At 67.1% G+C, this 25,550-nt stretch carries 22 protein-coding genes and 1 tRNA gene; 7 read left to right on the top strand and 16 right to left on the bottom strand.

The features are described from left to right. Window positions 1-35: 35 nt before the first annotated feature. Entirely contained in the window at window positions 36-266 is a 231-nt protein-coding gene (locus tag ACESMN_RS05595) for a sulfurtransferase TusA family protein (protein WP_373052613.1), read from the bottom strand. Window positions 267-401: 135 nt separating this feature from the next. Beyond that, complete coding sequence (locus tag ACESMN_RS05590; protein ID WP_373052612.1) at window positions 402-734, bottom strand: rhodanese-like domain-containing protein; 333 nt, start codon at window positions 732-734, stop codon at window positions 402-404. A 256-nt stretch (window positions 735-990) separates the two neighbouring features. Here ACESMN_RS05590 and ACESMN_RS05585 point away from each other — a divergent pair, with 256 nt between their 5' ends. From ACESMN_RS05585 to ACESMN_RS05560, 6 genes are all read left to right on the top strand, one after another. Next, on the top strand, window positions 991-1,302 hold the full coding sequence (locus ACESMN_RS05585) for a hypothetical protein (protein ID WP_373052611.1): 312 nt from the start codon (window positions 991-993) through the stop codon (window positions 1,300-1,302). A 56-nt stretch (window positions 1,303-1,358) separates the two neighbouring features. Continuing rightward, window positions 1,359-2,780 carry a M48 family metalloprotease gene (locus ACESMN_RS05580; RefSeq protein ID WP_373052610.1) on the top strand — a complete coding sequence of 474 codons (1,422 nt, stop codon included), beginning with the start codon at window positions 1,359-1,361 and terminating at the stop codon, window positions 2,778-2,780. A 174-nt stretch (window positions 2,781-2,954) separates the two neighbouring features. After that, window positions 2,955-4,733, top strand: coding sequence for a thiosulfohydrolase SoxB (gene soxB / locus ACESMN_RS05575; RefSeq protein ID WP_373052609.1), 1,779 nt, complete (start codon window positions 2,955-2,957; stop codon window positions 4,731-4,733). A 189-nt stretch (window positions 4,734-4,922) separates the two neighbouring features. Beyond that, window positions 4,923-6,869 (top strand): PrkA family serine protein kinase, encoded by a 1,947-nt coding sequence (locus ACESMN_RS05570; RefSeq protein WP_373052608.1) that lies wholly within the window; start codon window positions 4,923-4,925, stop codon window positions 6,867-6,869. A gap of 217 nt (window positions 6,870-7,086) precedes the next feature. Beyond that, window positions 7,087-8,376 carry a YeaH/YhbH family protein gene (locus tag ACESMN_RS05565; protein WP_373052607.1) on the top strand — a complete coding sequence of 430 codons (1,290 nt, stop codon included), beginning with the start codon at window positions 7,087-7,089 and terminating at the stop codon, window positions 8,374-8,376. Window positions 8,377-8,378: 2 nt separating this feature from the next. Then, window positions 8,379-9,935 (top strand): SpoVR family protein, encoded by a 1,557-nt coding sequence (locus ACESMN_RS05560; RefSeq protein ID WP_373052606.1) that lies wholly within the window; start codon window positions 8,379-8,381, stop codon window positions 9,933-9,935. 25 nt (window positions 9,936-9,960) lie between these two features. Here ACESMN_RS05560 and alr read toward each other — a convergent pair whose 3' ends face one another. The 8 genes from alr to rnr all read right to left on the bottom strand — a co-directional run bounded on the left by alr (window position 9,961) and on the right by rnr (window position 18,464). Beyond that, window positions 9,961-11,046 carry an alanine racemase gene (alr, locus tag ACESMN_RS05555; RefSeq protein WP_373052605.1) on the bottom strand — a complete coding sequence of 362 codons (1,086 nt, stop codon included), beginning with the start codon at window positions 11,044-11,046 and terminating at the stop codon, window positions 9,961-9,963. After that, window positions 11,043-12,404 (bottom strand): replicative DNA helicase, encoded by a 1,362-nt coding sequence (gene dnaB / locus ACESMN_RS05550; RefSeq protein ID WP_373052604.1) that lies wholly within the window; start codon window positions 12,402-12,404, stop codon window positions 11,043-11,045. The genes alr and dnaB overlap by 4 nt, the downstream gene beginning before the upstream one ends. Before the next feature lie 64 nt (window positions 12,405-12,468). Then, the gene (gene rplI, locus ACESMN_RS05545; RefSeq protein WP_373052603.1) at window positions 12,469-12,918 is read right to left on the bottom strand and encodes a 50S ribosomal protein L9; all 450 of its coding nucleotides are present in this window, start codon (window positions 12,916-12,918) and stop codon (window positions 12,469-12,471) included. 178 nt (window positions 12,919-13,096) lie between these two features. After that, entirely contained in the window at window positions 13,097-14,011 is a 915-nt protein-coding gene (locus ACESMN_RS05540; RefSeq protein WP_373052602.1) for a DUF2232 domain-containing protein, read from the bottom strand. Window positions 14,012-14,037: 26 nt separating this feature from the next. After that, a complete protein-coding gene (gene rpsR / locus ACESMN_RS05535) occupies window positions 14,038-14,265 on the bottom strand; it encodes a 30S ribosomal protein S18 (RefSeq protein ID WP_373052601.1) in 228 nt (75 codons plus the stop codon). Between the two features lie 51 nt (window positions 14,266-14,316). Continuing rightward, a complete protein-coding gene (gene rpsF / locus ACESMN_RS05530) occupies window positions 14,317-14,736 on the bottom strand; it encodes a 30S ribosomal protein S6 (RefSeq protein ID WP_373052600.1) in 420 nt (139 codons plus the stop codon). Window positions 14,737-15,000: 264 nt separating this feature from the next. Continuing rightward, complete coding sequence (gene rlmB, locus ACESMN_RS05525; protein ID WP_373052599.1) at window positions 15,001-15,744, bottom strand: 23S rRNA (guanosine(2251)-2'-O)-methyltransferase RlmB; 744 nt, start codon at window positions 15,742-15,744, stop codon at window positions 15,001-15,003. Next, window positions 15,741-18,464 (bottom strand): ribonuclease R, encoded by a 2,724-nt coding sequence (gene rnr / locus ACESMN_RS05520; protein WP_373052598.1) that lies wholly within the window; start codon window positions 18,462-18,464, stop codon window positions 15,741-15,743. Before rnr ends, rlmB begins: the two co-directional genes overlap by 4 nt. Before the next feature lie 146 nt (window positions 18,465-18,610). On the opposite strand from rnr, the gene ACESMN_RS05515 reads away from it, so the two are divergent. Continuing rightward, window positions 18,611-18,697, top strand: a tRNA-Leu gene (locus tag ACESMN_RS05515). Window positions 18,698-18,748: 51 nt separating this feature from the next. Here ACESMN_RS05515 and ACESMN_RS05510 read toward each other — a convergent pair. The 6 genes from ACESMN_RS05510 to ACESMN_RS05485 form a co-directional block, all read right to left on the bottom strand. Next, window positions 18,749-20,044: an adenylosuccinate synthase gene (locus ACESMN_RS05510; RefSeq protein ID WP_373052597.1), complete on the bottom strand. Its 1,296-nt coding sequence runs from the start codon at window positions 20,042-20,044 to the stop codon at window positions 18,749-18,751. A 2-nt stretch (window positions 20,045-20,046) separates the two neighbouring features. After that, the gene (locus ACESMN_RS05505) at window positions 20,047-21,225 is read right to left on the bottom strand and encodes an ATP phosphoribosyltransferase regulatory subunit (protein ID WP_373052596.1); all 1,179 of its coding nucleotides are present in this window, start codon (window positions 21,223-21,225) and stop codon (window positions 20,047-20,049) included. A 24-nt stretch (window positions 21,226-21,249) separates the two neighbouring features. Then, complete coding sequence (locus ACESMN_RS05500) at window positions 21,250-21,444, bottom strand: DUF2065 family protein (RefSeq protein WP_373052595.1); 195 nt, start codon at window positions 21,442-21,444, stop codon at window positions 21,250-21,252. Between the two features lie 14 nt (window positions 21,445-21,458). Then, window positions 21,459-22,340 (bottom strand): protease modulator HflC, encoded by an 882-nt coding sequence (gene hflC, locus ACESMN_RS05495; RefSeq protein ID WP_373052594.1) that lies wholly within the window; start codon window positions 22,338-22,340, stop codon window positions 21,459-21,461. Next, entirely contained in the window at window positions 22,340-23,539 is a 1,200-nt protein-coding gene (hflK, locus tag ACESMN_RS05490) for an FtsH protease activity modulator HflK (RefSeq protein ID WP_373052593.1), read from the bottom strand. The genes hflC and hflK overlap by 1 nt, the downstream gene beginning before the upstream one ends. 168 nt (window positions 23,540-23,707) lie before the next feature. Continuing rightward, window positions 23,708-25,381 carry an NAD-dependent malic enzyme gene (locus ACESMN_RS05485; protein WP_373052592.1) on the bottom strand — a complete coding sequence of 558 codons (1,674 nt, stop codon included), beginning with the start codon at window positions 25,379-25,381 and terminating at the stop codon, window positions 23,708-23,710. Between the last annotated feature and the right edge of the window lie 169 nt (window positions 25,382-25,550).

Raw genomic sequence — 25,550 nt, 5'->3', positions numbered from 1 at the left:
AGGGGCCGGCCGCCGGATGCTGCCGCAAACGCCCCTCAGGCCTTCTTCAGGAGGAAGTAGAACTTGCCGCCTTCTTCGCGATGCTCGAGCAGCTCATTGCCGGTCTGCTTGGAGAAGGCCTGGAAGTCCTTAACCGCGCCGGGGTCGGTGGCGATGATGTGCAGCACCTTGCCGCTCTCCATCGCACCCAGGGTCTTCTTGGCGCGCAGGATGGGCAGCGGGCAGTTCAGGCCGGAGGCATCCAGCTCTTGGTCGAAATTGGCCATAACTCGTTCTCCTGGTTCGATTTTGGTTCAACCTTTCAGTGAAGTCCGCCGCAATGGAATTGCACCAGACCCGTACAGCAGCTGCGTACGATACGCGCTCTTATAGGTTAAGACGGTTCCTAATACAAGAAAGTACTAATCTGGCGCGACAATCGGCTTGCCGGCCCTCGCCCAGCCCACGATGCCCCCGGCCAGATTGTGCACGCCCGTGACACCCTGCTGCGCCAGAAAGGCGCAGGCCTGGGCCGAACGGGCACCGCTCTGGCAGTACAGCACCACCGGCTTGTCGTCCTTGAATTCATCCTTGCGCAGCGGCACGAGATGGAGCGGAACCAGCTCGGCCCCGGGCACCACACCGCGGGCGGTCTCGGCCATCGAGCGCACGTCCACCAGGCGGTAGGCGCGACCCTCCGCGTCCCACTCTTCGAGGGTCTGCGGCGTGACTTCTTCAATCGCGACTCCGAACATGGCATACCTCCCGTCGGATCCGTTGCGGTCCAGCCTGGCGCAACCCCGCCTCGTTCGGCCCGGTCATGGCTGGAAGTGGAGTCCGCAGCCGGCGGGCCACGATGGCGTGGCGCCAGCATGTCTAGCACGCTAGAATACCCCAAGTATTAGCAGTCGCCAATATGGTGGAGACGAAAACCGGGTACTGTGGGCAACGACACGCCGGCGTGCTAGCCTCCCGCAGCTTCGTCCAGCCCGTATCCTGAGGAGACCAGTCTTGGACAAGAACGAATTCAGTAAGGACGGGCATTACGCCGTCACGCTGCGCACCGCGGACAATCGGCTGCGCCCCGCCAACATCTATGTCCATCGCCTCGAAGACGACTACATGATCGCCCGGCACACCTCCGGACCGGACGTCGGTCTGCTGATCAAACTCCGCTATGATGATGTAGTCAAAATCGTGCGCACCCACCCGGTACTGGATCGCAAGCGCTTCATGATCCCCGAGGCGCTGCTCAAGCCCAAGCTCTGGGAATCGCGCGATTCCATGCGGGCCTATTCGTCGGCACCCGGCCTGGGCAAGTAACGCGGCCACGGCTCCAGCCGAAGAGTCGAGGGTCCGCCATCAGGGATCCTCGATGCATGAAGACCCTTCTCTCAGGCCTCCTGTTCCTCGCCCTGGTCGCCGGCGCGGCCGTCCACGGACAGTCCACGCGCCTGCCCGACCTCGGTGACGCCTCCGGCGGTCTGCTGACCCCCAGCGAGGAACTCGAGCTCGGACGTTCGCTGCTGCGCGAGATCCGCCGCGTGATGCCGCTGGTGGACGATCCGGAGATCGCCTTCTACATCGACGCCCTCGGCAGCCGCCTGGCCTCCCACGCGCCAGAGGCCTCCGGTACGTTTCACTTCCTCGCGCTCGAGGACAGCCAGGTGAACGCCTTTGCGATGCCGGGAGGCATCGTCGGCATCCACACCGGCCTGATCGGCGCCGCGCGCGACGAGGCGGAGCTTGCCGCGGTGATCGCGCATGAGATCGCCCACGTCACCCAGCGGCACATCGCGCGAATGTACGCGCGCGGCCGGGATATCAACTTTGCCACCGGGCTTGCGATCCTCGCCGGCATTCTCGCCGCGAGCATCGATCCGGAACTGGGCCAGGCGGCGATCACCGGGGGTCTCGCCTTCGGCATGCAGAACCAGCTCGATTACACCCGCAGCAACGAGGCGGAGGCCGATCGCGTGGGCATCCAGATCCTGGTCTCGACCGGCTTTGACCCGCACGCGATGGCGGACTTCTTCGAACGGATGCAGGAACTCACCCGAGGCGCCAACGACGCGGTGCCCGAATACCTGCGCACCCACCCGGTGACCCTCGGCCGCATCAGCGACGCACGGGGCAGAGCGGCGCAGATGTCGGGGGATTTCACCCGTGACGACACCGATCTCTTCCCGTGGATGCAGGCTCGCGCACGCGCGCTCGAGGAGCCCAGGCGCAGCATCGCGGCCTACGAGGCGGCCCGCGATCCCGGTCCGACACAACGGTACGAGGCGGTGGTGGCCCACCTGGAGCTTGATCAGATCGATGCCGCCAGGGGCCTGCTGGAACGCATTCCGGCTCGAGAGGCGCCGTCGCTGACGCTTGCGCTGGCGGAGGTGTCCGTGCTGCGGCACCAGGACCGCTTCGACGAGGCCCTGTCTCTGCTGGGCGACCTCGAGGAGATCTACCCCGATCACCCGTTGATCCGCCGCGTGCGCGCGATGACCCATCACGAGGAGGGCGGCCACAGCGACGCGGTACGCATCGCTGACGAGTTGCTGCGCCGGCAGGCAACCCCGGACCCGGCGCTGCTGCGCCTCAAGGCCGACGCGGCTGACGCGGCTGGCCGCGTCGCGGTCAGCCGCGAGGCCATGGCGGAGTACTTCTTCCATCGCGGCCAGTACAGCGAGGCGATAAGACAATTCGACGACGCCCTGACGGCCTCCGACGCGACAGCCCGCGACGTGGAGCGCATCGAGCACAAGCGCGACACGGCACGGCAGGTCGCCAAAGATGCCGAGGACTAGCGGAAACGCTGCCGGAAACGTGAATACCGGTCATGCGGAATGAAGCACCGGTCCCGCGCGTCACCTAGTGGGCCATGCGGGAAGTTCGGTAACCGAACTTCCCGCATGGCCCACCAGAGTGTTTCCATACCTCTTCGACTCCCCCGCAATCCGACCACTGGAGGTTGATCTCCCATGCAACTAAGTCGCCGCGAATTCCTGCAGATGATGGCCGTCGCGAGTGTCGCCGGATTTCCGCTCAGCGGCCTGGCCGGCAGCCATGGCCGCAACCTGTATGACGTGCCCCGATACGGCAATGTCAGCCTGCTGCACTACACCGATTGCCACGGGCAACTGAACCCGGTGTACTTCCGCGAGCCGAACATCAACATCGGCGTGGCGGGCATGCGCAACCAGCCACCGCACCTGGTCGGCGAGGCGCTCCTGAAGCACTTCGGGATCGATCCCGGCGGCAGGAAGGCCCACGCCTTCACCTATCTCGATTTTGTTGCCGGCGCCGAGGAATACGGCCGCGTCGGCGGCTTCGCGCACCTCTCGACGCTGGTCAAGCAATTGAAGGCCTCGCGTCCGGGCGCCCTGCTGCTGGACGGCGGCGACACCTGGGGCGGCGGCACCGGTACCGGCGTCTGGACCAATGCGCAGGACATGGTCGATGCCCAGAAGATCCTGACCAGCGACGTGATGACCGGCCACTGGGAATTCACCTACGGCGCCGATCGCGTGATGGAAGTCGTCGAGAACGACTACGCCGCCGCCGGCATCGACTTCGTTGCGCAGAACGTGACCGACGTCGACTGGGGCGACCAGATCTTCAAGCCCTACGTGATCCGCGAGATCAATGGCGTCAACGTCGCGATCATCGGCCAGGCCTTCCCCTACACGCCCATCGCGAACCCGCGCTTCAAGGTCGCGCAATGGAGCTTCGGCATCCGCCCGGACGACATGCAGCGCCAGGTCAATGCGGCCCGCGCGGAGGGTGCGGAGATCGTGGTCGCGCTGTCGCACAACGGCATGGACGTGGATCTCAAGATGGCCGGCATGGTCGAGGGCCTCGATGCGATCTTCGGCGGCCACACCCACGACGGCGTTCCGGCGCCGACGCCGGTGAAGACTCCGGACGGCGGCACCTGCCTGGTGATGAACGCGGGTTCCAACTCCAAGTTCCTCGGCGTGATGGACTTCGACTTCCGCGACGGCAAGATCCAGGGCTGGAAGTACCACCTGCTGCCCGTGTTCTCGAACCTGATCGATCCGGATCCCGAGATGCAGCGCTATATCGACACCATGCGCAACCAGGAGGTCACCTTCGACGGCGAGACCTTCAACATGCAGGAGAAGCTCTCCGAGGAGCTGGCGGTGGCCGACACCCTGCTGTTCCGGCGCGGCAACTTCAACGGCACCTTCGACCAGCTGATCGTCGACGCGCTGGTCGAGCAGCTCGATGCCCAGATCGCGTTCTCGCCGGGCTTCCGCTGGGGCACCACGGTGCTGCCCGGCATGCCGATCACCTTCGAGCACGTGATGGACCAGACCGGCCTGACCTACCCGGCGGCCACCCGCAATGTAATGACCGGCTCGATGATCAAGACCATCCTGGAAGACGTGGCCGACAACCTCTTCCACGAGGACCCGTTCTTCCAGCAGGGCGGCGACATGGTCCGGATCGGAGGCCTGAAGTACGCGATCGACCCGACCAAGGGCATCGGCGAGCGCATCCTGGAGATGGAGTTCGACGGCAAGCCGCTCGACCCGGACCGGGAGTACGTGGTCGCCGGCTGGGCCAGCGTGCAGGAAGACCCGGCGGGCGATACCGGCCGCAAGATCTGGGACGTGGTGGCCGAATACCTGCGCGACAAGAAGACCATCCGCATCGACAACCTGAACGAGCCCGTGGTCAAGGGGATCGGCGAGGACAACCTTGGCTACGTGCCCACCGACAAGTCCATGTTCTGACCCCACCGCCCGCCTGGTGCAGTCGAAGAACCCCGCCGCCAGGCGGGGTTCTTCGTTGCGAAGCAACGAGCCCGAATCGACGAGGAACTGCATCGCCCGGGTGTCGTCCAATCTTCTGGAGTTCCACAGGACGCGCAGTGCCCCGGTGCAGCCGTCTTCGATTCCTTCCCCGGAGGAGCAACACGAACGATGGATTCTGCTGACACCCTGATCGCCCGTTACGCACAAGACTTCCGCAAGCGCCAGGAATCGGAAACCTCGCTTGCCGGATATCTCGAGGCCTGCGCCGATGATCCCATGCTCTACGCGACCGCGGGGGAACGCCTGGTGGCGGCGATCGGCGAGCCCCGGGTGCTGGATACCGCCCGGGATGAACGGCTCGGCCGGATCTTCCTGAACCGCACGATCAAGATCTATCCCGCCTTCGAGGACTTCTTCGGGATGGAGGAGACCGTCGAACGCATCGTCGGCTTCTTCCGCTACGCGGCCCAGGGCCTCGAGGAGCACAAGCAGATCCTGTACCTGCTCGGCCCCGTGGGCGGCGGCAAGTCCTCTCTGGCCGAGCGTCTGAAGGCCCTGATGGAGAAATACCCGATCTACGTGCTGAAGGCCGACGACGAGGTCTCTCCCGTATTCGAGAGCCCGTTGGGCCTCTTCGACCCCGAGATCCACGGCCAGGACCTCGAGGACCGGTTCGGCATTCCACGGCGCCGGCTCACCGGGCTCCTGTCGCCGTGGGCCGTGAAGCGCCTGGACGAATTCGGCGGCGATCTGTCGCGGTTCTCGGTGGTGCGCATTTATCCATCCAGGCTTCGCCAGATCGCGATCGCGAAGACCGAGCCCGGCGACGAGAACAACCAGGACATCTCCTCGCTGGTCGGCAAGGTCGACATCCGCAAGCTGGAGCTCTACAGCCAGAACGATACCGACGCCTACAGCTACTCGGGAGGGCTGAACCGCGCCAATCAGGGCCTGCTCGAGTTCGTGGAGATGTTCAAGGCCCCGATCAAGATGCTGCACCCGCTGCTCACGGCCACGCAGGAAGGCAACTACGTCGGTACCGAGAACATCGGCGCGATCCCGTTCCAGGGCGTGATCATGGCGCATTCGAACGAGGCCGAGTGGCAGACCTTTCGCAACAACAGGAACAACGAGGCCTTCCTCGACCGGATCTCGGTGATCAAGGTCCCCTACTGTCTGCGCGCGACCGAGGAACGCATGATCTACGGGAAGCTGATCAGCGGCAGCGAGCTGAGCGAGGCACCCTGCGCACCGGCCACGCTGGACCTGCTCGCGCGCTTCTCGGTGCTGACGCGCCTGAAGGAGCACGAGAACTCGAGCCCGTACTCGAAGATGCGCATCTATGACGGCGAGAGCCTGAAGGACACCGACCCGAAGGCCAAGTCGATGCAGGAATACCGGGACGTGGCAGGCGTCGACGAGGGCATGACCGGGGTCTCCACCCGCTTCGCCTTCAAGGTGCTCTCCGAGACCTTCAACTACGACAACCACGAGGTGGCCGCCGATCCGGTGCATCTGCTCTACATGCTGGAACAGGCGATCCGTCGCGAGCAGTTTCCCGAAGAGACCGAACGCCGGTATCTCGAATTCATCAAGGCGGAAATGGCCCCGCGCTACGCGGACTTCATCGGCAACGAGATCCAGAAGGCCTATCTCGAGTCCTACCACGACTTCGGCCAGAACCTGTTCGAGCGCTACGTGGCCTACGCCGACGCCTGGATCGAGGACCACGACTTCAAGGACCCGGATACCGGCCAGATGCTGGACCGCGGCGCGCTGAACCAGGAGCTCTCGAAGATCGAGAAGGCCGCGGGCATTGCCAACCCCAAGGACTTCCGCAACGAAGTGGTGAAGTTCGCGCTGCGCGCCCAGGCGGCCAAGGGCGGGAAGATGCCCGATTGGACCTCCTACGAGAAGATCCGCGAGGTGATCGAGAGGCGCATGTTCAGCCAGGTCGAGGACCTGTTGCCGGTAATCAGCTTCGGCACCAAGGGCGACTCGGAGCTGGAGCGCAAACACGGCGACTTCGTGCAGCGCATGATCGAGCGCGGTTACACCGAGCGCCAGGTCAGACGGCTGGTGGAGTGGTACATGCGCGTGAAGCAGGCGGGCTGACGATCATGAGGTGCCTGCGCCTGACGGTCACGGCAACACGTGCCACCCCGCCGCACGAAGATCTCCCTCCCCCGCCTGCGGCGACAAATTCGCCGGGAGCGGATTTCGAACCGCCGGAGGCGGACCCGAAGGGCGGAGGGCAGGAGGCCCGGGGTAACGGTTGGGGTGGGGGCGCGGTGCTGATCCCGGCCCTCGCGATCACGGAGGCCCGAGCCCCGTGGTGAACATCATCGACCGGCGGCTGAATCCGAAGGACAAGAGCCTGGCCAACCGCCAGCGCTTCGTCCGCCGGGCAAAGCGCCAGATCCTGGACGCGGTGCGCGACGTGTCGGCGCGGCGCCGCATCGCGGACGTCGGCCAGCAGGGCGAAGAGTCGATCCGCATTCCCGCCGATGGCCTGCAGGAACCCTCATTCCGCAAGGGCGACGGGGCCGGCGTGCGCCGCCACGTGGTGCCGGGCAACAAGGAATACCAGGCCGGCGACCGGATTCCACGCCCCGATGGCGGCGAGGGTGGCTCGGGTCCCGGTGGCGGGAGCCCGGACGGCGAGGGCGAGGACGAGTTCCAGTTCTCGATCAGTCGGGATGAATTCCTGGACCTGTTCTTCGAGAACCTGGAGCTGCCGGACCTCGCCCGGACCCAGCTCTCCCGGGTCGAGCAGGAGGGTGTGCGCCGGGCCGGCTACTCGGTGTCCGGATCACCGGCCACGTTGAACCTCACCCGCACCATGCGCCGCTCGCTGTCGCGGCGTCTCGCGCTGCACCGCCCGCGTCGGGAAGAGATCCTCGAGCTCGATCGCGAAATCGACCGCCTCGAGCGCTCGGGCAGGGACCCGGAGCGCCTGCGCGAGCTCGTGCGCGAACGCGAACGCCTGTCGCGGCGCTCGCGACTGATTCCGTACATCGATCCGATCGATCTGCGCTTCAATCGCTTCGTTCCGACCCCGCGGCCGATCTCGCAGGCGGTGATGTTCTGCCTGATGGACGTGTCGGGGTCCATGACCGAGGACATGAAGGACCTCGCCAAGCGGTTCTTCATGCTGCTGTACCTGTTCCTGGAACGGCGCTACCGACACGTCGAGATCGTGTTCATCCGGCACACGCACATCGCCCAGGAGGTGGACGAGGAGACATTCTTCTACTCGCGAGAGACCGGTGGGACGCTGGTGTCCCCGGCACTGGACGAAATGGATCGGGTGATCCGCGAGCGCTACTCGCCGGAGGACTGGAACATCTACGCTGCGCAGGCCTCCGACGGTGACAACACCCCGCAGGACAACCCGGCGGTGATCGAGCGGATGGACCGCACGATCCTGCCCGTGTGCCGCCACTTCGCCTACATTGAGGTGTCCGGCGAGCGCGGGCGCGGGGGCGTGACCGACCTGTGGATGGTCTATGAGCGGATTGCGCGCAGCGGCCGTCCGCTCGCGATGCGGAGAGTCCGGCGGCGCGGCGAAATCTTTCCGGTGTTCCGCGACCTGTTCACGCCGGTGGAGCGCCGGGGCTGACGATGGCACACGATCTCGGGGCCGACACAGGACTGCTCTACGATGGGCCCGATTGGGACTACCGGCGGGTTCGCCGCGCCTTCGACGCGATCGAGCGCATCGCGGTCGACGAGATGGGGCTCGAGCCCTACCCCAGCCAGGTCGAGGTGATCAGCTCGGAGCAGATGCTGGACGCCTACTCCTCGATGGGCATGCCGCTGTTCTACCGCCACTGGTCCTTCGGCAAGCACTTCGCCCGCGACGAGATGCTCTACCGCAAGGGCGTGACCGGGCTGGCCTACGAGATCGTGATCAATTCCAACCCCTGCCTCTGCTACATCATGGAAGAGAACACCATGACCATGCAGACGCTGGTGATGGCCCACGCCGCCTTCGGACACAGCCACTTCTTCCGGAACAACCAGCTGTTCAGGGAATGGACCGACGCCGAATCCATCCTCGACTACCTCGACTTCGCAAAGCGCTACATCGCCGACTGCGAGGAGCGCTACGGGCATGCCGCCGTGGAACGCGTGCTGGATGCAGCTCACGCGCTGATGACCCACGGAGTGCATCGCTACCCGCGGCCCAGGCCGCTGAACCTGAAGCGCGAACTCGAGCGTGAGCGCGAGCGTCAGCGCTTCCAGGAGAGCAGCTTCAGCGACCTCTGGCGCACCCTGCCCGACCGCGACACCGGCGAGGACCGTTCTGATCCGGATCTCGATGCCCGGCAGACCCGCCTCGGGCTGCCGGAGGAGAACCTCCTGTACTTCCTGGAGAAGCACGCCCCGCGCCTCGCGCCGTGGCAGCGCGAGGTGCTGCGGATCGTCCGGCTCGTCGCGCAGTACTTCTACCCGCAGAAGCAGACCAAGGTAATGAACGAGGGCTGCGCCACCAGCGTGCACTACGCCATCATGACGCGTCTGCACGAGACCGGCCAGATCACCGACGGCGCCTTCATGGAGTTCCTGCATGCACACACCAGCGTGGTCTTCCAGCCGGAGTTCGACGACCCGCGCTACTCCGGGATCAACCCCTATGCACTCGGCTTCGGCATCCTGAAGGACCTCGAGCGGATCTGCACCGCGCCCACCGCGGAGGACCGGCGCTGGTTCCCGGACATCGCCGGCAGCCGGGACGTGCTCGGCACCTGGAAGACGGCCTGGGCGGAGTATCGCGACGAGAGCTTCATCCTGCAGTTTCTGAGCCCGCGGCTGATGCGCGAATGGCGGCTGTTCTCCGTACTCGACGACACCGACGCCGACGCGATGGAGGTCGAGGCCATCCATGACGAGTCCGGATTCCGGGCGGTGCGCAGGGCCCTGGCCAGTCACTACGACCTCGCGCGCCACGAGCCGGACATTCAGGTGGTGGACGTCGATCTCGCCGGCGACCGCCACCTGATGCTGGAACACCGGGTGGTGGACGGCCGCCGTCTGGAACCGGGCAACAGCCGCATGGTGCTGCGCCACCTGGCGAATCTCTGGGGCTACCCGGTGACGCTGGCCGAGGTGGACGCGGCCTCGGAGCGCGTACTGAACCGCTACGAGGCCGTCGCGCCGGATCACGCCGTGACCTGACCGTGGTCCGTGGGGTGGATCTTCCTCAGGCCTCGGTCACGCGCAGGCGACCAGCCACGCGGGTCAGCAGTTCGTAGCTGATCGTTCCGGCCGCCTCGGCGATCCGCTCGACCGGAAGACCCTCGCCCCACAGCGTCACCGTGTCCCCGACGACCGCGTCCGGGGCGCCGGTCAGGTCGATCTCCAGCATGTCCATGGAAACCCGTCCGATCACCGGGCACTCGCGGCCGTGCACCAGCACCGGGGTGCCGGTGGGCGCGTGGCGCGGGTAGCCGTCGGCGTAGCCGATCGCGACTACGCCGGCCCGGGTGCACCGGTCGGCGGTCCAGGTGGCCCCGTAACCCACGCAGGCCCCGGGCTCGAGCGCCTTCACCGCGATCAGCGGCGCGGTGACTGTCATCACCGGCCGGAGCTCGCGCGCGGGACCCACCTCGCCGGCCATCGGGCTCGGGCCATAGAGCATGATCCCCGGGCGGATCCATTCGGCGGATGCGCCGCCGGCGGCCCCTCCGGAGACCACCAGCGCGGAATTCGCAACGCTGCGCTGACCGGGCAGCTCGGCCACCGCGTGGCCGAAGCGGTCCAGCTGTTCCGCGTTCTGCGGGTGCGCGATCTGATCGGCACAGGCGAGGTGAGTCAGCCAGTGCAGACCCCGGCGAGCGGCCGGATGGTCCCGCAGCTGCTGAAACAGGATCTGCGCCTTGATCGGGGCAAACCCGAGCCGGTGCATGCCGGTGTCGAGCTTGATCCAGAGGCCGGGCAGCTCGCCGCGGAAGCCGGCCAGCACCGCCAGCTGTGCCTCGTCGTGCAGCACGGGCTGCAGGCCGTGCCGGGAGCACAGATCCCACTCGGCGGCCGTGCGCGCGCCCTGCAGCACCAGGACCGGCGCGGCGACGCCGGCGGTGCGCAGCGCCAGCGCCTCGTCAACGCAGGAGACCGAGAAACCATCGGCATATCCGGTCAGCGCGGCGGCCGCCCACTCCATGCCGTGGCCGTAGCCATCCGCCTTGATCACCGCCCAGACCTTGCGTCCGGGGGCGAACGCACGGGCCCGCGCGAGATTGTGGCGCAGCGCCCCGACACTCCTGCGCATGGCGGCCGCCCGCCTCACGCCTCGGCGCCGACCCCGTAGACGTCCGGATGGTAGTTCTCGAAACGCGTGTACTGTCCCCGGAAGGTCAGCCGCACAGTCCCGATCGGCCCGTTGCGCTGCTTCGCGACGATGATCTCCGCGGTGCCCTTGTCCGCGCTGTCCTCGTTGTACACCTCGTCGCGGTATACGAACATGATCACATCCGCGTCCTGCTCGATCGCGCCCGATTCGCGAAGGTCCGACATCACCGGGCGCTTGTTCGGGCGCTGCTCCAGCGAGCGGTTGAGCTGCGACAGGGCGATCATCGGAACGCTCAGCTCCTTGGCCAGCGCCTTCAGCGCCCGGGAGATCTCGGAGATCTCGGTCGCCCGGTTCTCGCGCGAGCCCGGGGACTGCATCAGCTGCAGGTAGTCCACCACGATCAGGCCGAGTCCCTTGTGCTCGCGCATCAGCCGGCGCGAGCGCGCACGCAACTCGGTGGGCGACAGCGCCGGGGTGTCGTCAATGAACAGCGGCGCCTCGGAGAGCATGGAGACCGCGCTGGTCAGCCGCGGCCAGTCGGCGTCGTCGAGCCGGCCCGAGCGCAGCTTCTGCTGGTTGATCCGCCCCATCGAGGACAGCAGGCGCATCGCGATCTGCTCTCCCGGCATCTCCATGCTGAAGACCGCGATCGGCTTCGCGGTCTTCATCGCCACGTACTCGCCGATGTTCATCGCGAACGACGTCTTCCCCATCGATGGCCTTCCGGCGACGATGGCGAGATCTCCCGGATGCAGGCCGGAGGTGAGCTCGTCGAGGTCCTGGTACCCCGTGGGAATGCCGGTTATCGGACTCTTGCTCTCGAACAGATGTTCGATCTGCTCAACGGCGGCCGCGAGCAGCGGCTTCATGCCGCGAAATCCCTGGGTGCCGCGCGCACCGCGCTCCGCGATCGAGAAGACCTTCTGCTCGGCAAGGTCGAGCAGCTCCCGGGTCGGACGGCCTTCCGGCGCGAACGCCGAATCGGCCACCTCGGTACCAACCGAGATCAGGGAGCGCAGGACGGAGCGATCGCGAACGATGTCCGCGTAGGCCTTGATGTTCGCGGCGCTCGGTGTCTGGCTTGCAAGCTGCCCGAGGTAGGGGAGCCCCCCGGCATCCTGCAATTCGCCGGCATTCTGCAGCTGCTCCGCGACAGTCACCATGTCGAAGGGGGCATTGCGATCCGCCAGTGCGGCGATCGCCCGGAAGATCAGGCGGTGGTCGTGACGGTAGAAATCGTCCGCGCCGATGCGATCGGCAATGCGGTCCCAGGCGTCGTTGTCCAGCATCAGCCCGCCGAGAACCGACTGCTCGGCCTCGACCGAATGCGGTGGTACGCGAAGACCCTGGCTCATGACCGTGCTGCGTTGCCGATCAGCGGTGCCGCCGGCCCCGGCCTGCACCGGGGCCCGCCTGCGCTCACTCCTCGCCGATCACGATGACGCGGATTTCCGCATTCACGCCCGCATACAGGTGCAGCTCGATCTCGTACTCGCCGGTCTGCCGAAGCGGGCCCTCGGGCAGGCGCACCTCGCGCTTCTCCACCTCCACGCCGCGTGCGGTGACCGCGTCCGCGATGTCACCGGCCCCGATGGAACCGAAGAGCTTGCCCTCGCTTCCGGCCTTGGCCTTCATCTCGATCACCATGCCCTCGAGCGACGCGCGGCGGGCCTCCGCCGCAGCCAGCGCCTCGGCCGCGGCCCGCTCGAGCTCGGCGCGACGGGCCTCGAACTCGGCGATGTTCTCCGGCGTGGCGAACTTGGCCTTCCCCTGCGGAAGCAGGTAGTTGCGGGCATAGCCCGGGCGGACACGGACCTTGTCGCCGAGGGCGCCCAGGTTGTCGATCTTTTCCAGCAGAATGACTTCCATCTTGATTTTCCTGTAACTCAGTTAACGTGAAAACCGCGCGCGTTGCGCACCATCATCCCCCTCTCCCACCGTTGGCAGAGGGTTGAGGAGAGGGCATCTTTCGGCCTTAGCGTGTCGCCACGATCCCCGAGGCATCCAGATCGCTTGCCGAGAGTGTACACGCGAACCACCGAACGGTTCAGTCCTGTCCGTTCCGGCCCCGTGCCGGGAACCGCTCGCGCAGCCGCGCCACGCCGTCGATCGCCCCGAGCGCCGCGATCAGCAGAAACATCTGCGGCAATGCCAGCACCAGCAGCACGTACATCCCCACCAGCCAGAAGCTGCTCATCCCCTGCGCATGCGTGAGCCCGTGCATCACGGCCAGTCCCTGGAGGAAGAACACCACGCCGAGGATGAAGGCGAGCTCCAGGGCCAGGGGCTGGTCCGCCAGCTGACCGAACAGCGCCAGCACCACCACCGCGACGGCCAGACCGCGCCCCATCTGCAACTCGCGGAACTCGGTACCGAAGGCGCCCGGGTTGTACAGCAGGGCCTGCCAATAGCGGGCGATCAGCAGGCTGATCGCCATGCCGAGCAGGAAGATCCCGGCCAGCATCCCGGTGAGGAAGGGTGCAATAGCGGTCAGCGCCGTCTCGACGTCCTCCTCGGCCGGACCGTTGCCATCCACGAAGGGCGCCAGCATCTCCCGGCCCGCAGCCACCCACGCACTCTCCAGATCCGGCACCAGCAGCCGCACCAGCAGAACCAGCCCGCCGGCGACCAGTGCCGCCATGGAGAGGGTCGCTCGCCAGGAGACCGACTGGCGCAGGACCACGCCCATCGCCGCGGCCGGCAGCCACTGGGCGAGGCCCGCCGTCACGCCGATCAGCGGTGAGCCACCCATCATCGCAAACACCAGGGCGCCGAGAATCAGGGCCGCGAAGCCGGCGACGAACAGTGCCTGGCCCATACCGAGCCGCAACGCCACCAGCGCAACCACGGCCGCGCTGAGGATGGCGACCGGCGGGATGAAGATCCCGAGCACACCGAGGCCGGCCGCCACGGCCACGGCCCGCCAGCGCCCCTGCATGGCAAAGTCGGCCAATACTCGCATTGGCGTCCCCTGCGCTCCTGCAGGCGTCAGAACTGGTTGTCGGTATACGGCAGCAGGGCGAGGAAACGGGCGCGCTTCACGGCGGTCGCCAACTGACGCTGATATTTCGCGCTGGTGCCGGTGACCCGGCTGGGCACGATCTTGCCGGTCTCGGTGATGAAGTTCCTGATCAGGTTCAGGTCCTTGTAATCAATGTACTCGATGCCTTCGGCGGTGAAGCGGCAGTACTTGCGGCGACGGGAAAAACGGGCCATTACGATAACTCCTTGAAACGAAGAAAAAGAAATCCGGAGACGGACAACGGATCAGCTGCGGGAGGCACCGGCCTTTTCCTCTGCTTCCCCGCCGCCATCGCGATCGCCGCGTTCTTCGCGGCGCCCGCGGCCCTTCGGACTCTCCTCCTCCTCGCGGCCCTTGGCCAGGGGCGAGGGCTCGGTCTCCGCCTTTTCCATCCGCATCACCAGGTGGCGCAGCACGGCATCGTTGAACCGGAAGGCGCTGACGAGCTCTTCGATGGTTTCCTCGCCCACCTCCACGTTCATCAGCACATAGTGCGCCTTGACCAGTTTCTGGATCGGGTAGGCCAACTGACGACGGCCCCAGTCCTCCAGGCGGTGTACCACGCCTTCCTGGGCCTCGACGATGCCGCGATAACGCTCGATCATCGCCGCAACCTGCTCGCTCTGGTCCGGATGGACCATGAACACCACTTCGTAATGACGCATGCAGTTCACTCCTTGCGGGTAACAGCCTCCCGTCCATGCCCGGGGATGGATCCCCGACCCAGGGCCTGTCGGTGAGGCAAGAAGTCGCCGAAACCGGCGAGAAAGGCGCGAGATGATAGGCGATCCACGGCCAGCGCACAAGCGCGGACCGCGCGTGAGGCCGCACGGCGGGGCTCAGCGTGAAGGTCGCGCAGTTCCCCCCTCTTCCGCTTGCGGACAGGATTGCCAATGGCCGGGGACAGATCTGCAAATCGGTCCCCGGGGTCATGCGGTGGCGGAACGCTGGCGCACGGCCTCGAACAATGCCACGCCGGCCGCCACGGAGACGTTCAGGCTGGCCACGCTGCCAGCCATGGGGATTGCGGCGAGATGGTCGCAGTGTTCGCGGGTCAGGCGGCGCAGACCCTCGCCTTCCGCACCGAGCATCAGCACCGTCGGTGGCGTCAGGTCGACGCGATAGAAGGGCTCCTGCGCATCGCCGTCCAGGCCGACGACCCAGAGGCCGGCATCCCGCAGCTCGCGCAGCGTGCGCGCGAGGTTCGTCACCGCCACCAGCGGCGTCGTCTCGGCAGCGCCGGAGGCCGCCTTCGCGGCTGCCGGTGTCAACGCAGCGCTGCGGTCCCGGGGCACGATGACGGCGCGCGCACCGGCGGCGTCCGCGCTGCGCAGGCATGCACCGAGATTGTGCGGATCGGTCACCCCGTCCAGTGCCAGAAAGAGGTCGCCACCCGCGGCCACCAGGTCCGCAAGCTCCGCCTCGCCCGCGCGCGGCCGCGGCCGGGCGAAGGCCACCACGCCCTGGTGCCGCAGGCCGGCGTGATTGCGTTCCAGCCGTTCCCTGCGCAGCTCCTCAACGCTGATGCCCAGCGCCTGCGCGCGCCCGACGAGGGCCGCCAACCGGGCGTCGGAGCTGTCCGCGGCGATCTGGAGACGCCTGACCCGATCAGGTGCGTGTGCGAGCAGCGACTCCACCGCGTGCAGCCCGCCGACGACCTCGTCGCGGCTCACGAGTCGCGACGCCGCCGCCGGCTCGACCGCTTCCGATCCCCTCCTTCGCCGCCGCCCTTCCCTGCACCGGAGTCACCCGTTTCGGTCGCCCCGGCGGGGCCCGGCTCGGTCTTTGCCCTTCCCGATGGCCGGATCAGCATTGCCACCTCGCCCGCGGGCTGCGTGCGCCGGCGCCGGCGCCGGGGGGCGGGCTCGCCGGAGGGCACCGGCTCCGTGCCCGCATCCGGTGCGGGCGCGGTCCCCTGGCCGACGGCCGCTTCTGGCCCTGCCGCCTTCGCGCCGGTATCCGCGGCCACCCCGCCATCCCTCGCGCGGCGCCGCGGCGGACGCGTTGTTCCGGTGCCGGACGGCTTCGGGGGGGCGGGCGTCTCCGGAGGTGGCGCCGGGGACTGTTGCTCCGACGCGGGGGCACCGCTGCCGGCCTGCTCCGGTTTCGGCGCCCGGCCGCGCCGCCTGGACGCGCGCCGCGGCGCTCCGGACTCCGCCTTGGCCGCGTCGGACCGCTTGCGTCCGGACTTGCGCTCACCCGCGGGCGGCTCCTCGTCGACCAGGCGCAGATCGATCTTGCGGTCATCCAGACTCACGCGCACCACCTGGACTCGCAGGCGGTCGCCGATCCGGAACACCCGACCGCCGCGCTCGCCGGTCAGACGGTGCCGGACCGGATCGAAGTGATAGAAATCGTTGTCGAGGCTGGTCACGTGCACCAGCCCGTCGATGAAGACATCGACGATCTCGACGAACAGTCCGAACCCGGTGACCCCGGACACCACGCCGTCGAAGACGTCGCCGACCTTGTCCTGCATGTACTCGGCCTTGAGCCAGGCGACCGCATCGCGGGTCGCGTCGTCAGCGCGACGCTCGGCCATCGAGCAGTGCTCGCCGAGGGATTCCATGTCGCCGTGCGAATAGGCAAAGTCGGAGGTCTTGCCCTTGCGCAACAGGTGACGGATACCACGGTGCACGAGCAGATCGGGATAGCGCCGGATGGGTGAGGTGAAGTGCGCGTAGTCTGCCAGCGCGAGGCCGAAATGGCCGCCGAGGTCGGGGCCGTAAACGGCCTGACTCAGAGAACGCAGCACCACCGTCTCGATGAGTTGCTTGTCCGGCCGATCCGCCGCCGCACGCAGGACCGCGGAATAGTGCGCCGGCGTGGGTTCGTCTCCCCCCTCGAGAGTCAGGCCGACCCCGGCCAGGAAATCGCGCAGGTCGTCGATCTTCTCCGCGCGCGGCCGATCGTGCAGACGGAAGAGCGTCGGCAGCTTGTGCTTCTTCAGGAAACGGGCCGCGGAGACATTGGCCGCGATCATGCATTCCTCGACCAACCGGTGTGCATCGGTACGCTCCACCGGAACGATGCGCTCGATCTTGCGCTCCGGACCGAACTCGATGCGGGTCTCGGTGGAATCGAAATCGATCGCACCGCGCCGGTTGCGCGCCCCGTGCAGTGCCTTGAAGACCGCGTGGAGGCGCTCCAGATGCGGCACCAACGAGGCGTATTGCTGCCGAAGCGCCGCATCGCCGTCGACCAGCATCGCCGCGACCTTGGTGTAGGTCAGGCGGGCGTGCGAGCGCATCACCCCCTCGTGGAAACGGTAGCTGCGCAGCGCCCCGCGCTTGCCGACCTCCATCTCGCAGACCATGCAGAGCCGTTCGACCTCCGGATTCAGCGAGCACAGGCCGTTGGAGAGCACCTCGGGCAGCATCGGGATCACCTGCTCCGGGAAGTACACCGAGGTTCCGCGATTGCGGGCCTCGCGATCCAGCGCTCCGTCCTTTTCCACGTAGTGCGAGACGTCCGCGATCGCCACCCAGAGACGCCAGCCACCCTCCATCTCCTCGCAGAACAGGGCGTCGTCGAAGTCCCGGGCATCCGCGCCGTCGATGGTGACCAGCGGCTTGCTGCGCAGATCGAGCCGGCCCTTGCGCGCGGCGGCCGGAACCCGGGTCCCCAGGCGGTCGGCCGCGGCCGTGACCTCGTCCGGCCACTCGAACGGCAGACCATGGGCCCGGATCGCGATGTCGATCTCCATGCCGGGGGCCATGTGCTCGCCGAGCACCTCGACCACCTCACCGCGCAGCCGCGCCTTCCGGGAGGCCTGGGGGCGGATGCGCACCACGACGATCTGATCGTCGCCGGCATCGCCGAGGCCATCCGGCGGAATCAGGATGTCGTGGGCAACGCGCTTGTTGTCCGGTGTGACCACCCCGACGCCGTCCTCGATCCGGATCCGGCCCACCAGCTGCTCCGAGCCGCGTTCCAGGATTTCGATGATCCCGCCTTCGCGCCGCCCACGGTGATCCACGCCCATCACGCGGCCCAGCACGCGATCGCCGTGCAGCACACCCCGCATCTGCCGCGGCGAGAGGAAGAGATCGTTGCTCTGGTCGTCCGGGACCAGGAACCCGAAGCCGTCGGGGTGGCCGATCACGCGACCCCGGATCAGGTCCGCCTGGTTCACCGGCAGATAGGACCCCCGGCGGTTGCACAGGACCTGTCCGTCCCGTTCCATTGCGCGCAGACGGCGGCGCAGGGCCTCCAGCTGTTCCTCGCTCGCGACCCCCACCCGGGTGGCGATCTCGTCGAATGCCAGTGGGTTTCCCGCCTCGGCCAGGCGGTCCAGGATCAGTTCCCGGCTGGCGATCGGGTTCTCGTACTTCTGCGCCTCGCGTTCGAAATTCGGATCGACCGACGGACGACTGCTGCGTTTTCTGGGCATTACCCTCACTCTTGCGTTCGCCCCGGGGTCCCCTCAAGGCCCTTCCGCGGCGCTCCGGCCGGGGCATTCAAATAAATTGACACGTCGCCTGGAGATCTCTATATTTGCGCGCTCCTGAAGCGCAGGGCCGCAAGGTCCATCCTCGTGCCGAGGTGGCGGAATTGGTAGACGCGCTAGCTTCAGGTGCTAGTGAGCGTAAGCTCGTGGAGGTTCAAGTCCTCTCCTCGGCACCATCCGTTTCTCCCCCAACCATTCTCTCCCGCCAGCCAGGCCACCGGCGAAGATCAGCCGCCGAACGGGTCACGCAGCACGATCGTCTCGTCGCGATCCGGACCCGTGGAGATCATGTCGATCGGCAGGCCAACCGCGCCGCTCAGCCGTTCCAGGTAGCGCTGGGCGTTGGCGGGCAGCTGGTCGTAGTGCCGGATACCCAGCGTCGATTCCTGCCAGCCCGGCAATTCCTCGTAGATTGGCTCGCAGGCCGAGTACGCCTCGGCTCCGGCGGGCGGAATCTCCACCTCCCGCTCGTCGCAGCGGTAGCCGACGCAGATCTGCAACGTATCCAGCCCGTCCAGCACATCGAGCTTGGTAATGCACAGGCCACTGATGCTGTTGATCGCTCCCGCTCGCCGCAGCGCCACCGCATCGAACCAGCCGCAGCGGCGCGGCCGCCCGGTAGTGGAGCCGAATTCGTTGCCCCGCCGCGCCAGGTGCTCGCCCATGCTGTCGAACAGCTCGGTCGGGAAGGGTCCGGCCCCGACGCGGGTCGTGTAGGCCTTCGTGATCCCGAGAATGTAGTCCAGATCCCGCGGACCGATGCCCGAACCGGTGGCCGCACCGCCGGCCGTCGTGTTCGAGGAGGTCACGAAGGGATAGGTGCCGTGGTCGATATCGAGCAGCGTGCCCTGAGCACCCTCGAACATTACGTCCGCCCCCGCCGCCCGCAGTTCGTGCAACCGGCCCGCGACGTCCGTGACCAGGGGACGCAGCCGCTCGGCCTGTTCCATGCTTTCGTCCAGCACCTGCTGGAAGTCGACCGTCTCGGCCTGGAAGTAATTCTTCAGGCAGTAGTTGTGGTAGTCGAGTACCTCGCCGAGTTGTGCCGCAAAGCGCTCGCGGTGGAAGAGGTCACTGAGGCGCAGACCGCGGCGCGCGACCTTGTCCTCGTAGGCCGGCCCGATGCCCCGCCCGGTCGTGCCGATGGCCGACGCGCCTCGCGCCTTCTCCCGGGCATGGTCCAGGGCAACGTGGTGCGGCAGGATCAGCTGGCAGGACTCGGACAGGCGCAGGCGCTCCGCCACGGGCACACCGCGGGTCTCGAGCATGTCCATTTCCTTCAGCAGTGCCTGTGGCGACAGCACGACTCCGTTGCCGACCAGACATTCGACCCCGGTGCGCAGGATGCCGGAGGGAATCAGGTGCAGCACGGTCTTCTCGCCGCCGATCACCAGCGTGTGGCCGGCGTTGTGACCGCCCTGGAAACGCACCACCGCGGCGGCATTTCCGGTCAGCAGATCGACGACCTTCCCCTTGCCCTCGTCGCCCCACTGACTGCCCAGAATCACTACGAATCGACCCATGCCTACAGCTCCTCGACAACCCATTCCCGACCGCGCCTCTGCAGCCGCCGTCCCGTTTTCACTGCATCCGGGGACTCGCCTGCGAGCAGGCGCCGTACCCGCACGCCACGGGCGCGCAGGTCCGCGATTGCCGCATCGAGACCAGAATCCCCCTCCGCGGGCGCGATCACACAGTCACGCGGCGCCTCTCCCTCTTCCGGCACCAGCCGCAGCAGTTGCCGCAGATCGGTGCTGAAACCGGTCGCCGCCCGTGCCCGACCAAACACCCGACCGATATCATTGTAGCGGCCGCCCCGCGCGATTTCCTGACCCGATCCCGGCACGAAGGCCGCGAAGACCAGACCGGTGTGGTAGGAATACCCCCGGAGCTCCCCGAGATCCACGTGCACGTCCAGATCGGGATGGCTCTCCTGCAGGCGCGCGATCACCGTCTCCAGATGGGCGATGGCCGCGGAGACCTGCACCGGGGCCGCGGCCAGTACGGCACGGGCCTCCGCCAGCACCTCGGCGCCGCCGTTCAGTTCCACCAGCGCCCGCAACTGCCGGCCGATCTCGGCATCGAGCTGCCAAGCGTTCAGCGTCTCCTCGATCTCGGGGATGGCCTTGCGTTGCAGCAGGTCGAAGAAGGTCCGCTCGCGGACCGGATCGAGCCCGGCCACACGCGCCAGCGAGCGGTAGATGTCCACATGCCCCAGATCGATGCTGGCATCGCGCACCCCGCAGCGTTCCAGCGTCGCCAGCATCAGGCGGAGGATCTCCACGTCGCTGTCCAGCCCGTCATGACCGAAGAGCTCGGCGCCGGCCTGGAGCGGGCTCCGCGATCCCGACCACTCGTCCGGCCGGGTGCGGAGGACCGTTCCGACGTAACACAGGCGCGACGGACCGGAGTCGCGCAGCCGGTGGGCATCGATGCGTGCCACCTGGGGCGTCAGGTCGGCGCGCACCCCCATCAGCCTTCCGGTCATCTGGTCGGTCAGCTTGAAGGTCTGCAGGTCCAGTTCGCCGCCGACCCCCGTCAGCAGGGATTCCAGATATTCCGCGAGCGGCGGCATCACCAGGTCGTAACCCCAGACGTCGAACTGGTCCAGGACGGCGCGGCGCAACGTTTCCATGCGCCGCGCGGCCCGGGGCAGCGCCTCCTCCAGGCCATCGGGCAACAGCCACCGGTTCACGTCCGTCATCGTCTTTCCTGTATCAACGGTCCATCACGCTCCGCCCCGAACCCAGCCGAGCAGCGCCAGCCCGAGCAGCAGCGAAATCAGCCCGAACAGCCTCAGGGCTCCATCCGGCAGGCGGGCGACCTCCAGCAGGTATTGCCGGTAGCGGTGCGGCACCAGGAACGGCAGCAGCCCCTCAAAGACAAGCAGCAGCGCGAGCGCTGCTGCCAGGTCCGACCCCATGGATCAGTCCGCCGTCAGGGACTGCCGTTCGCCTGCCCTCTTCCGGCCGGGTCCTTGAAATAGCGGAAGAAGTCGGAACTCGGATCGATCACGAAGGTGCTGCCCTCGCCCGTGATGGAACTGCGGTAGGCAAGCAGGCTCCGGTAGAAGGTGAAGAAATCCTGGTCCGCACCGAAGGCCGTACCCAGGATCTCGGTGGCCTGTGCGTCGCCGGAACCGCGGATCTCCTCCGAATCGCGATAGGCGTTTGCGAGGATCACCGTACGGTCGCGATCCGCGCGCGAGCGGATGCGCTCGGCCGTTTCCTGCCCGCGGGCCCGGAAGTCCTGGGCGACCCGCTGACGCTCCGCGCTCATGCGTGCGTACACCGACTCGGAGACCTCGTCCGGCAGGTCGATGCGGCGAATGCGAACGTCGACGAGGTCCACGCCCAGGGCACTTGCGGTCTCGAGCGCCTCGTCTCGGACCGCGCCCATGATGATGTCGCGTTCACCCGACACGACCTCCGTCAGCTCATAGCGGGCAAACTCGTTACGCATGCCGTCGCGCAGGATCTGCGCGAGACGGTCCTCGGTGACGCGCTCGTCGCCGCCCGTTGCACGGAAGAACTGCCCGACGTCTTCGATGCGCCACTTGGCGTAGAAGTCGACGATCACGTTCTTGGCCTCGCTGGTCAGGAAGCGATCCGGCGGAATGTTCAGGGTCATGATGCGCGCGTCGTAGAAGCGCACGTTGTTGATCAGCGGAAACTTGAGATGGAGCCCCGGCTCCAGGTCGACCTTGCGCACCTCGCCCAGCGAGAACAGGATCACGCGTTCCCGCTCGTCGACCGTGTAGGTGGACAGGGCAATCACGATCGCGGCGACGATGACGCCGATACCAGCTATACGAAGCATTAGCGCACCTCCCGCGCACGCGGGTCAGGCCGCGCGCCCGTGCGATTTGGGGCCTGACTCGGGGTGCTGACGCCGAACGCGCTGCGGCTGGCGTCCAGCGGTTGCGGCATCGGGCCGGTGCCGCCCTCGGCCCGCGGAACGGCATCGAACAGCTGATCGAGCGGCAGCATCATCAGGTTGTTGCTCGATGCCACGTCGAGCATCACCGTGTTGGAGGCACTGAAGATCTCCTCAACGGCCTCGATATAGAGACGCTCGCGGGTGACCTCCGGTGCCACCTGGTATTCCGCTAGCAGCTGGGTGAAGCGGGCCGCGTCACCATCGGCCCGGGCGATCACCTGCTCCTGGTACGCCTCGGCCTCCTCGATGATCCGGGCCGCCTGGCCACGTGCCCGCGGAATCAGGCCGTTCGCATAGGCCTCGGCCTCGTTGCGGAAACGGGCCTCGTCCTCACGCGCCCGGATCGCGTCGGCGAAGGCCTCCTGCACCGGCTCCGGCGGCTGCGCCTGCTGCATCGACATCGCCGTGACCATCACACCCGCACCGTAGGAATCCAGCGCGTTCTGCAGGGTCTGCCGCGCCGTGACCGCGATCTCGCCGCGGCCCTCACCGAGGATGTAATCGAGATTGCTCTTGCCGATCCGCTCGCGGATGGCCGACTCCATCGAAAACTGCACCGTGCGGTCCGGTCGGCGTACGTTGAACAAGAAGTCCACCACGTCGAGCACGCGGTACTGCACCGCGATGTCCACGTCGATGATGTTCTCGTCGGCGGTGAGCATCAGCGCGCGGTGCTCGAGGGTCCGGATGGCATCGACGTTCTCGATCTCGACCCGCTCGATCGGATACGGCAGATGCCAGTGAGGGCCGGGTTCCGAGATCTTCTGAAACGCGCCGAACCGAAGCACCACGCCCCGGTCGCCCTCGCCAACGATGTAGAAACCGGAGGCCAGCCACACGACCAGCGCGATGATGAGCGCAAGGCTCACCACGGCCTTGGAGTTGCGCCCCATACCGGAACCGCCGCCACCATCGGAGTCGCCGCCGCCGCCCTTGCCGCCGAACAGGCTGTTCAGCTGCTGCGAGACCTTGCGCATCATTTCCTCAAGGTCTGGCGGACGCTGGCCACCACCGCCACTGCCACCGCCACCGCCGCTCCACGGATCGCGTTGATTGTTTCCCGGTTCGTTCCAGGGCATCTAGGGACTCCAAGTATCGATACAGCCATGAGAACATGAAACGCACGTTTGGTTCTGCCGCGGTTCCATGGAGGGGGCTGCATTTTAGGGAGCCCCTCCCGGCCCCGCAAGCCTGCGGCCTCCGGCCGTGCCGAGGCCGGGAGGAGACCGCCCGCAGAGGGGTCAGACTCAGCCCACGTAGCTGACGTATGCAGGATCGTACATCTGCTCGCGCATCATCGCCTCGAGATCCGCCGGCTCCGGGATCCCCGCCAGATCCTCGGCAAAGGCGATGCGGGCGACCGCAACCGCAATCTGCAGCGACACCTCGCGGACCCGATGCAGGGAGGGATACAGGGAGCCCTGCTCGAGGTCGGCCGCATCCACGCTGTCCGCCAGGGCACGTGCCGCGGCCATGAACATGCTGTCGGTGATCCTCGAGGCCTGCACCGTCACCGCGCCGAGACCGACACCCGGAAAGACGTAGGAATTGTTGCCTTGCCGCGGCACGAACCGGCGCCCCTCGATCTCCACCGGATCGAAGGGACTGCCAGAGGCGAACAGCGCCTTGCCGTCGGACCAGGCATAGGCCTCTTCCGCGGTGCACTCGGACTTCGAGGTCGGGTTCGAGAGCGCAAAGACGATCGGCCGCTCGTTCAGGCGCGTCATCGTCTCGATGACCTCGCGGGTGAAGGCGTTCGCAACGGCACCGACACCGATGATCGCGGTCGGACGCAGGATCTCGACCGCCTCGGTGAAGCTTTCCACCGGCGGGTGCTCGTGAGCGTAGGGGCGCTTGTGCTCCGCCAGCGCGATCCGGCTGCGCACCACCAGACCCCTGGAGTCGACCATCCAGCAGCGCTGTCGGGCCGAGAGCTCGTCCATGCCCGCATCCATCATTGCGGTGGTCAGGAGATCGGCAATGCCCCTGGCCGCCTCACCCGCCCCCAGGAACAGGAAGGTCTGATCGCTCAGCGCCCCGCCCGAGGCGCGCAGCGCGGACAGCACGCCGGACACCGTCACCGCGGCAGTGCCCTGGATGTCATCGTTGAAACAGGGTATCCGGTCACGATACTCCTGCAGCAGACGGAAGGCGTTGTGGTTCGCGAAATCCTCGAACTGCACTGCGATGCCCGGGAAGACCTCCTGGGTCGCCTCCAGGAACTCCGCCATCAGTTCGTCGTACTCGGCACCGGTCACGCGCCGCTGGCGCAGGCCGAGGTAGAGGGGGTCCTCGAGCAGGGATTCGTTGTTGGTGCCCACATCGAACATTACCGGCAGGCAGCGCCGCGGATGCACGCCTGCGCAGGAGGTGTAGAGCGCCAGCTTGCCGATGGGAATGCCCATGCCGCTCGCACCCAGATCGCCCAGACCGAGGATGCGTTCCCCGTCGGTCACGACGATGATGCGGGCATCGCGGTACGGCCAATTGCGCAGCACCGAAGAGACCTTGCCGCGATCCGCCGCCGACACGTACAGCCCGCGCGGGCTCCGGTAGATATGCCCGTACTGCTGGCAGGCGAGCCCGACGGTCGGCGTATAGATCACCGGCATCGTCTCGTCGGGGTTTTCCATGATCACGCGATAGAACAGCGCCTCGTTCCTGTCCTGCAGCGCCTGCAGCATGATGTAGCGCTCGAGCGGCGAATCGATGCGCCGGAAATTCCCGAGCACTCGCTCGACCTGCTCTTCCTGCGTCGACACGTGCGGCGGCAGCAGACCGCACAGTCCGAGCATGTCGCGTTCGCGCTGGCTGAACGCGGAACCCTTGTTCAGCGCCGGATCGCGCAGCAGCGCAACGCCTCGGGGAAACCATTCCGGGAGGGGTCCCGGCAGCGGGGAGCCGGGGAGGTTCTGCGGCATCGGACAGTCCTTGGGGCCGACTCTGGGGCCTTGATCATCGCCGGGCCGGAACGGTTCCGGTCCTCAGGCCCGGAGTATCCGGCTCCGGCCCGTGGCAGGTCAACCGGGCGGTACCGCAGCCGCGCGCCCGGGCGGTGTCGAGGATCGCCGCCGGCACTGGACCCGGCAC

This window comes from Thioalkalivibrio sp. (assembly GCF_041690275.1).
In the GTDB taxonomy this organism is placed as follows: domain Bacteria; phylum Pseudomonadota; class Gammaproteobacteria; order Ectothiorhodospirales; family Ectothiorhodospiraceae; genus Thioalkalivibrio.
The sequence above is the reverse complement of the archived record's forward strand: the minus strand, read 5'-3'. Positions and strand labels throughout refer to the sequence as shown.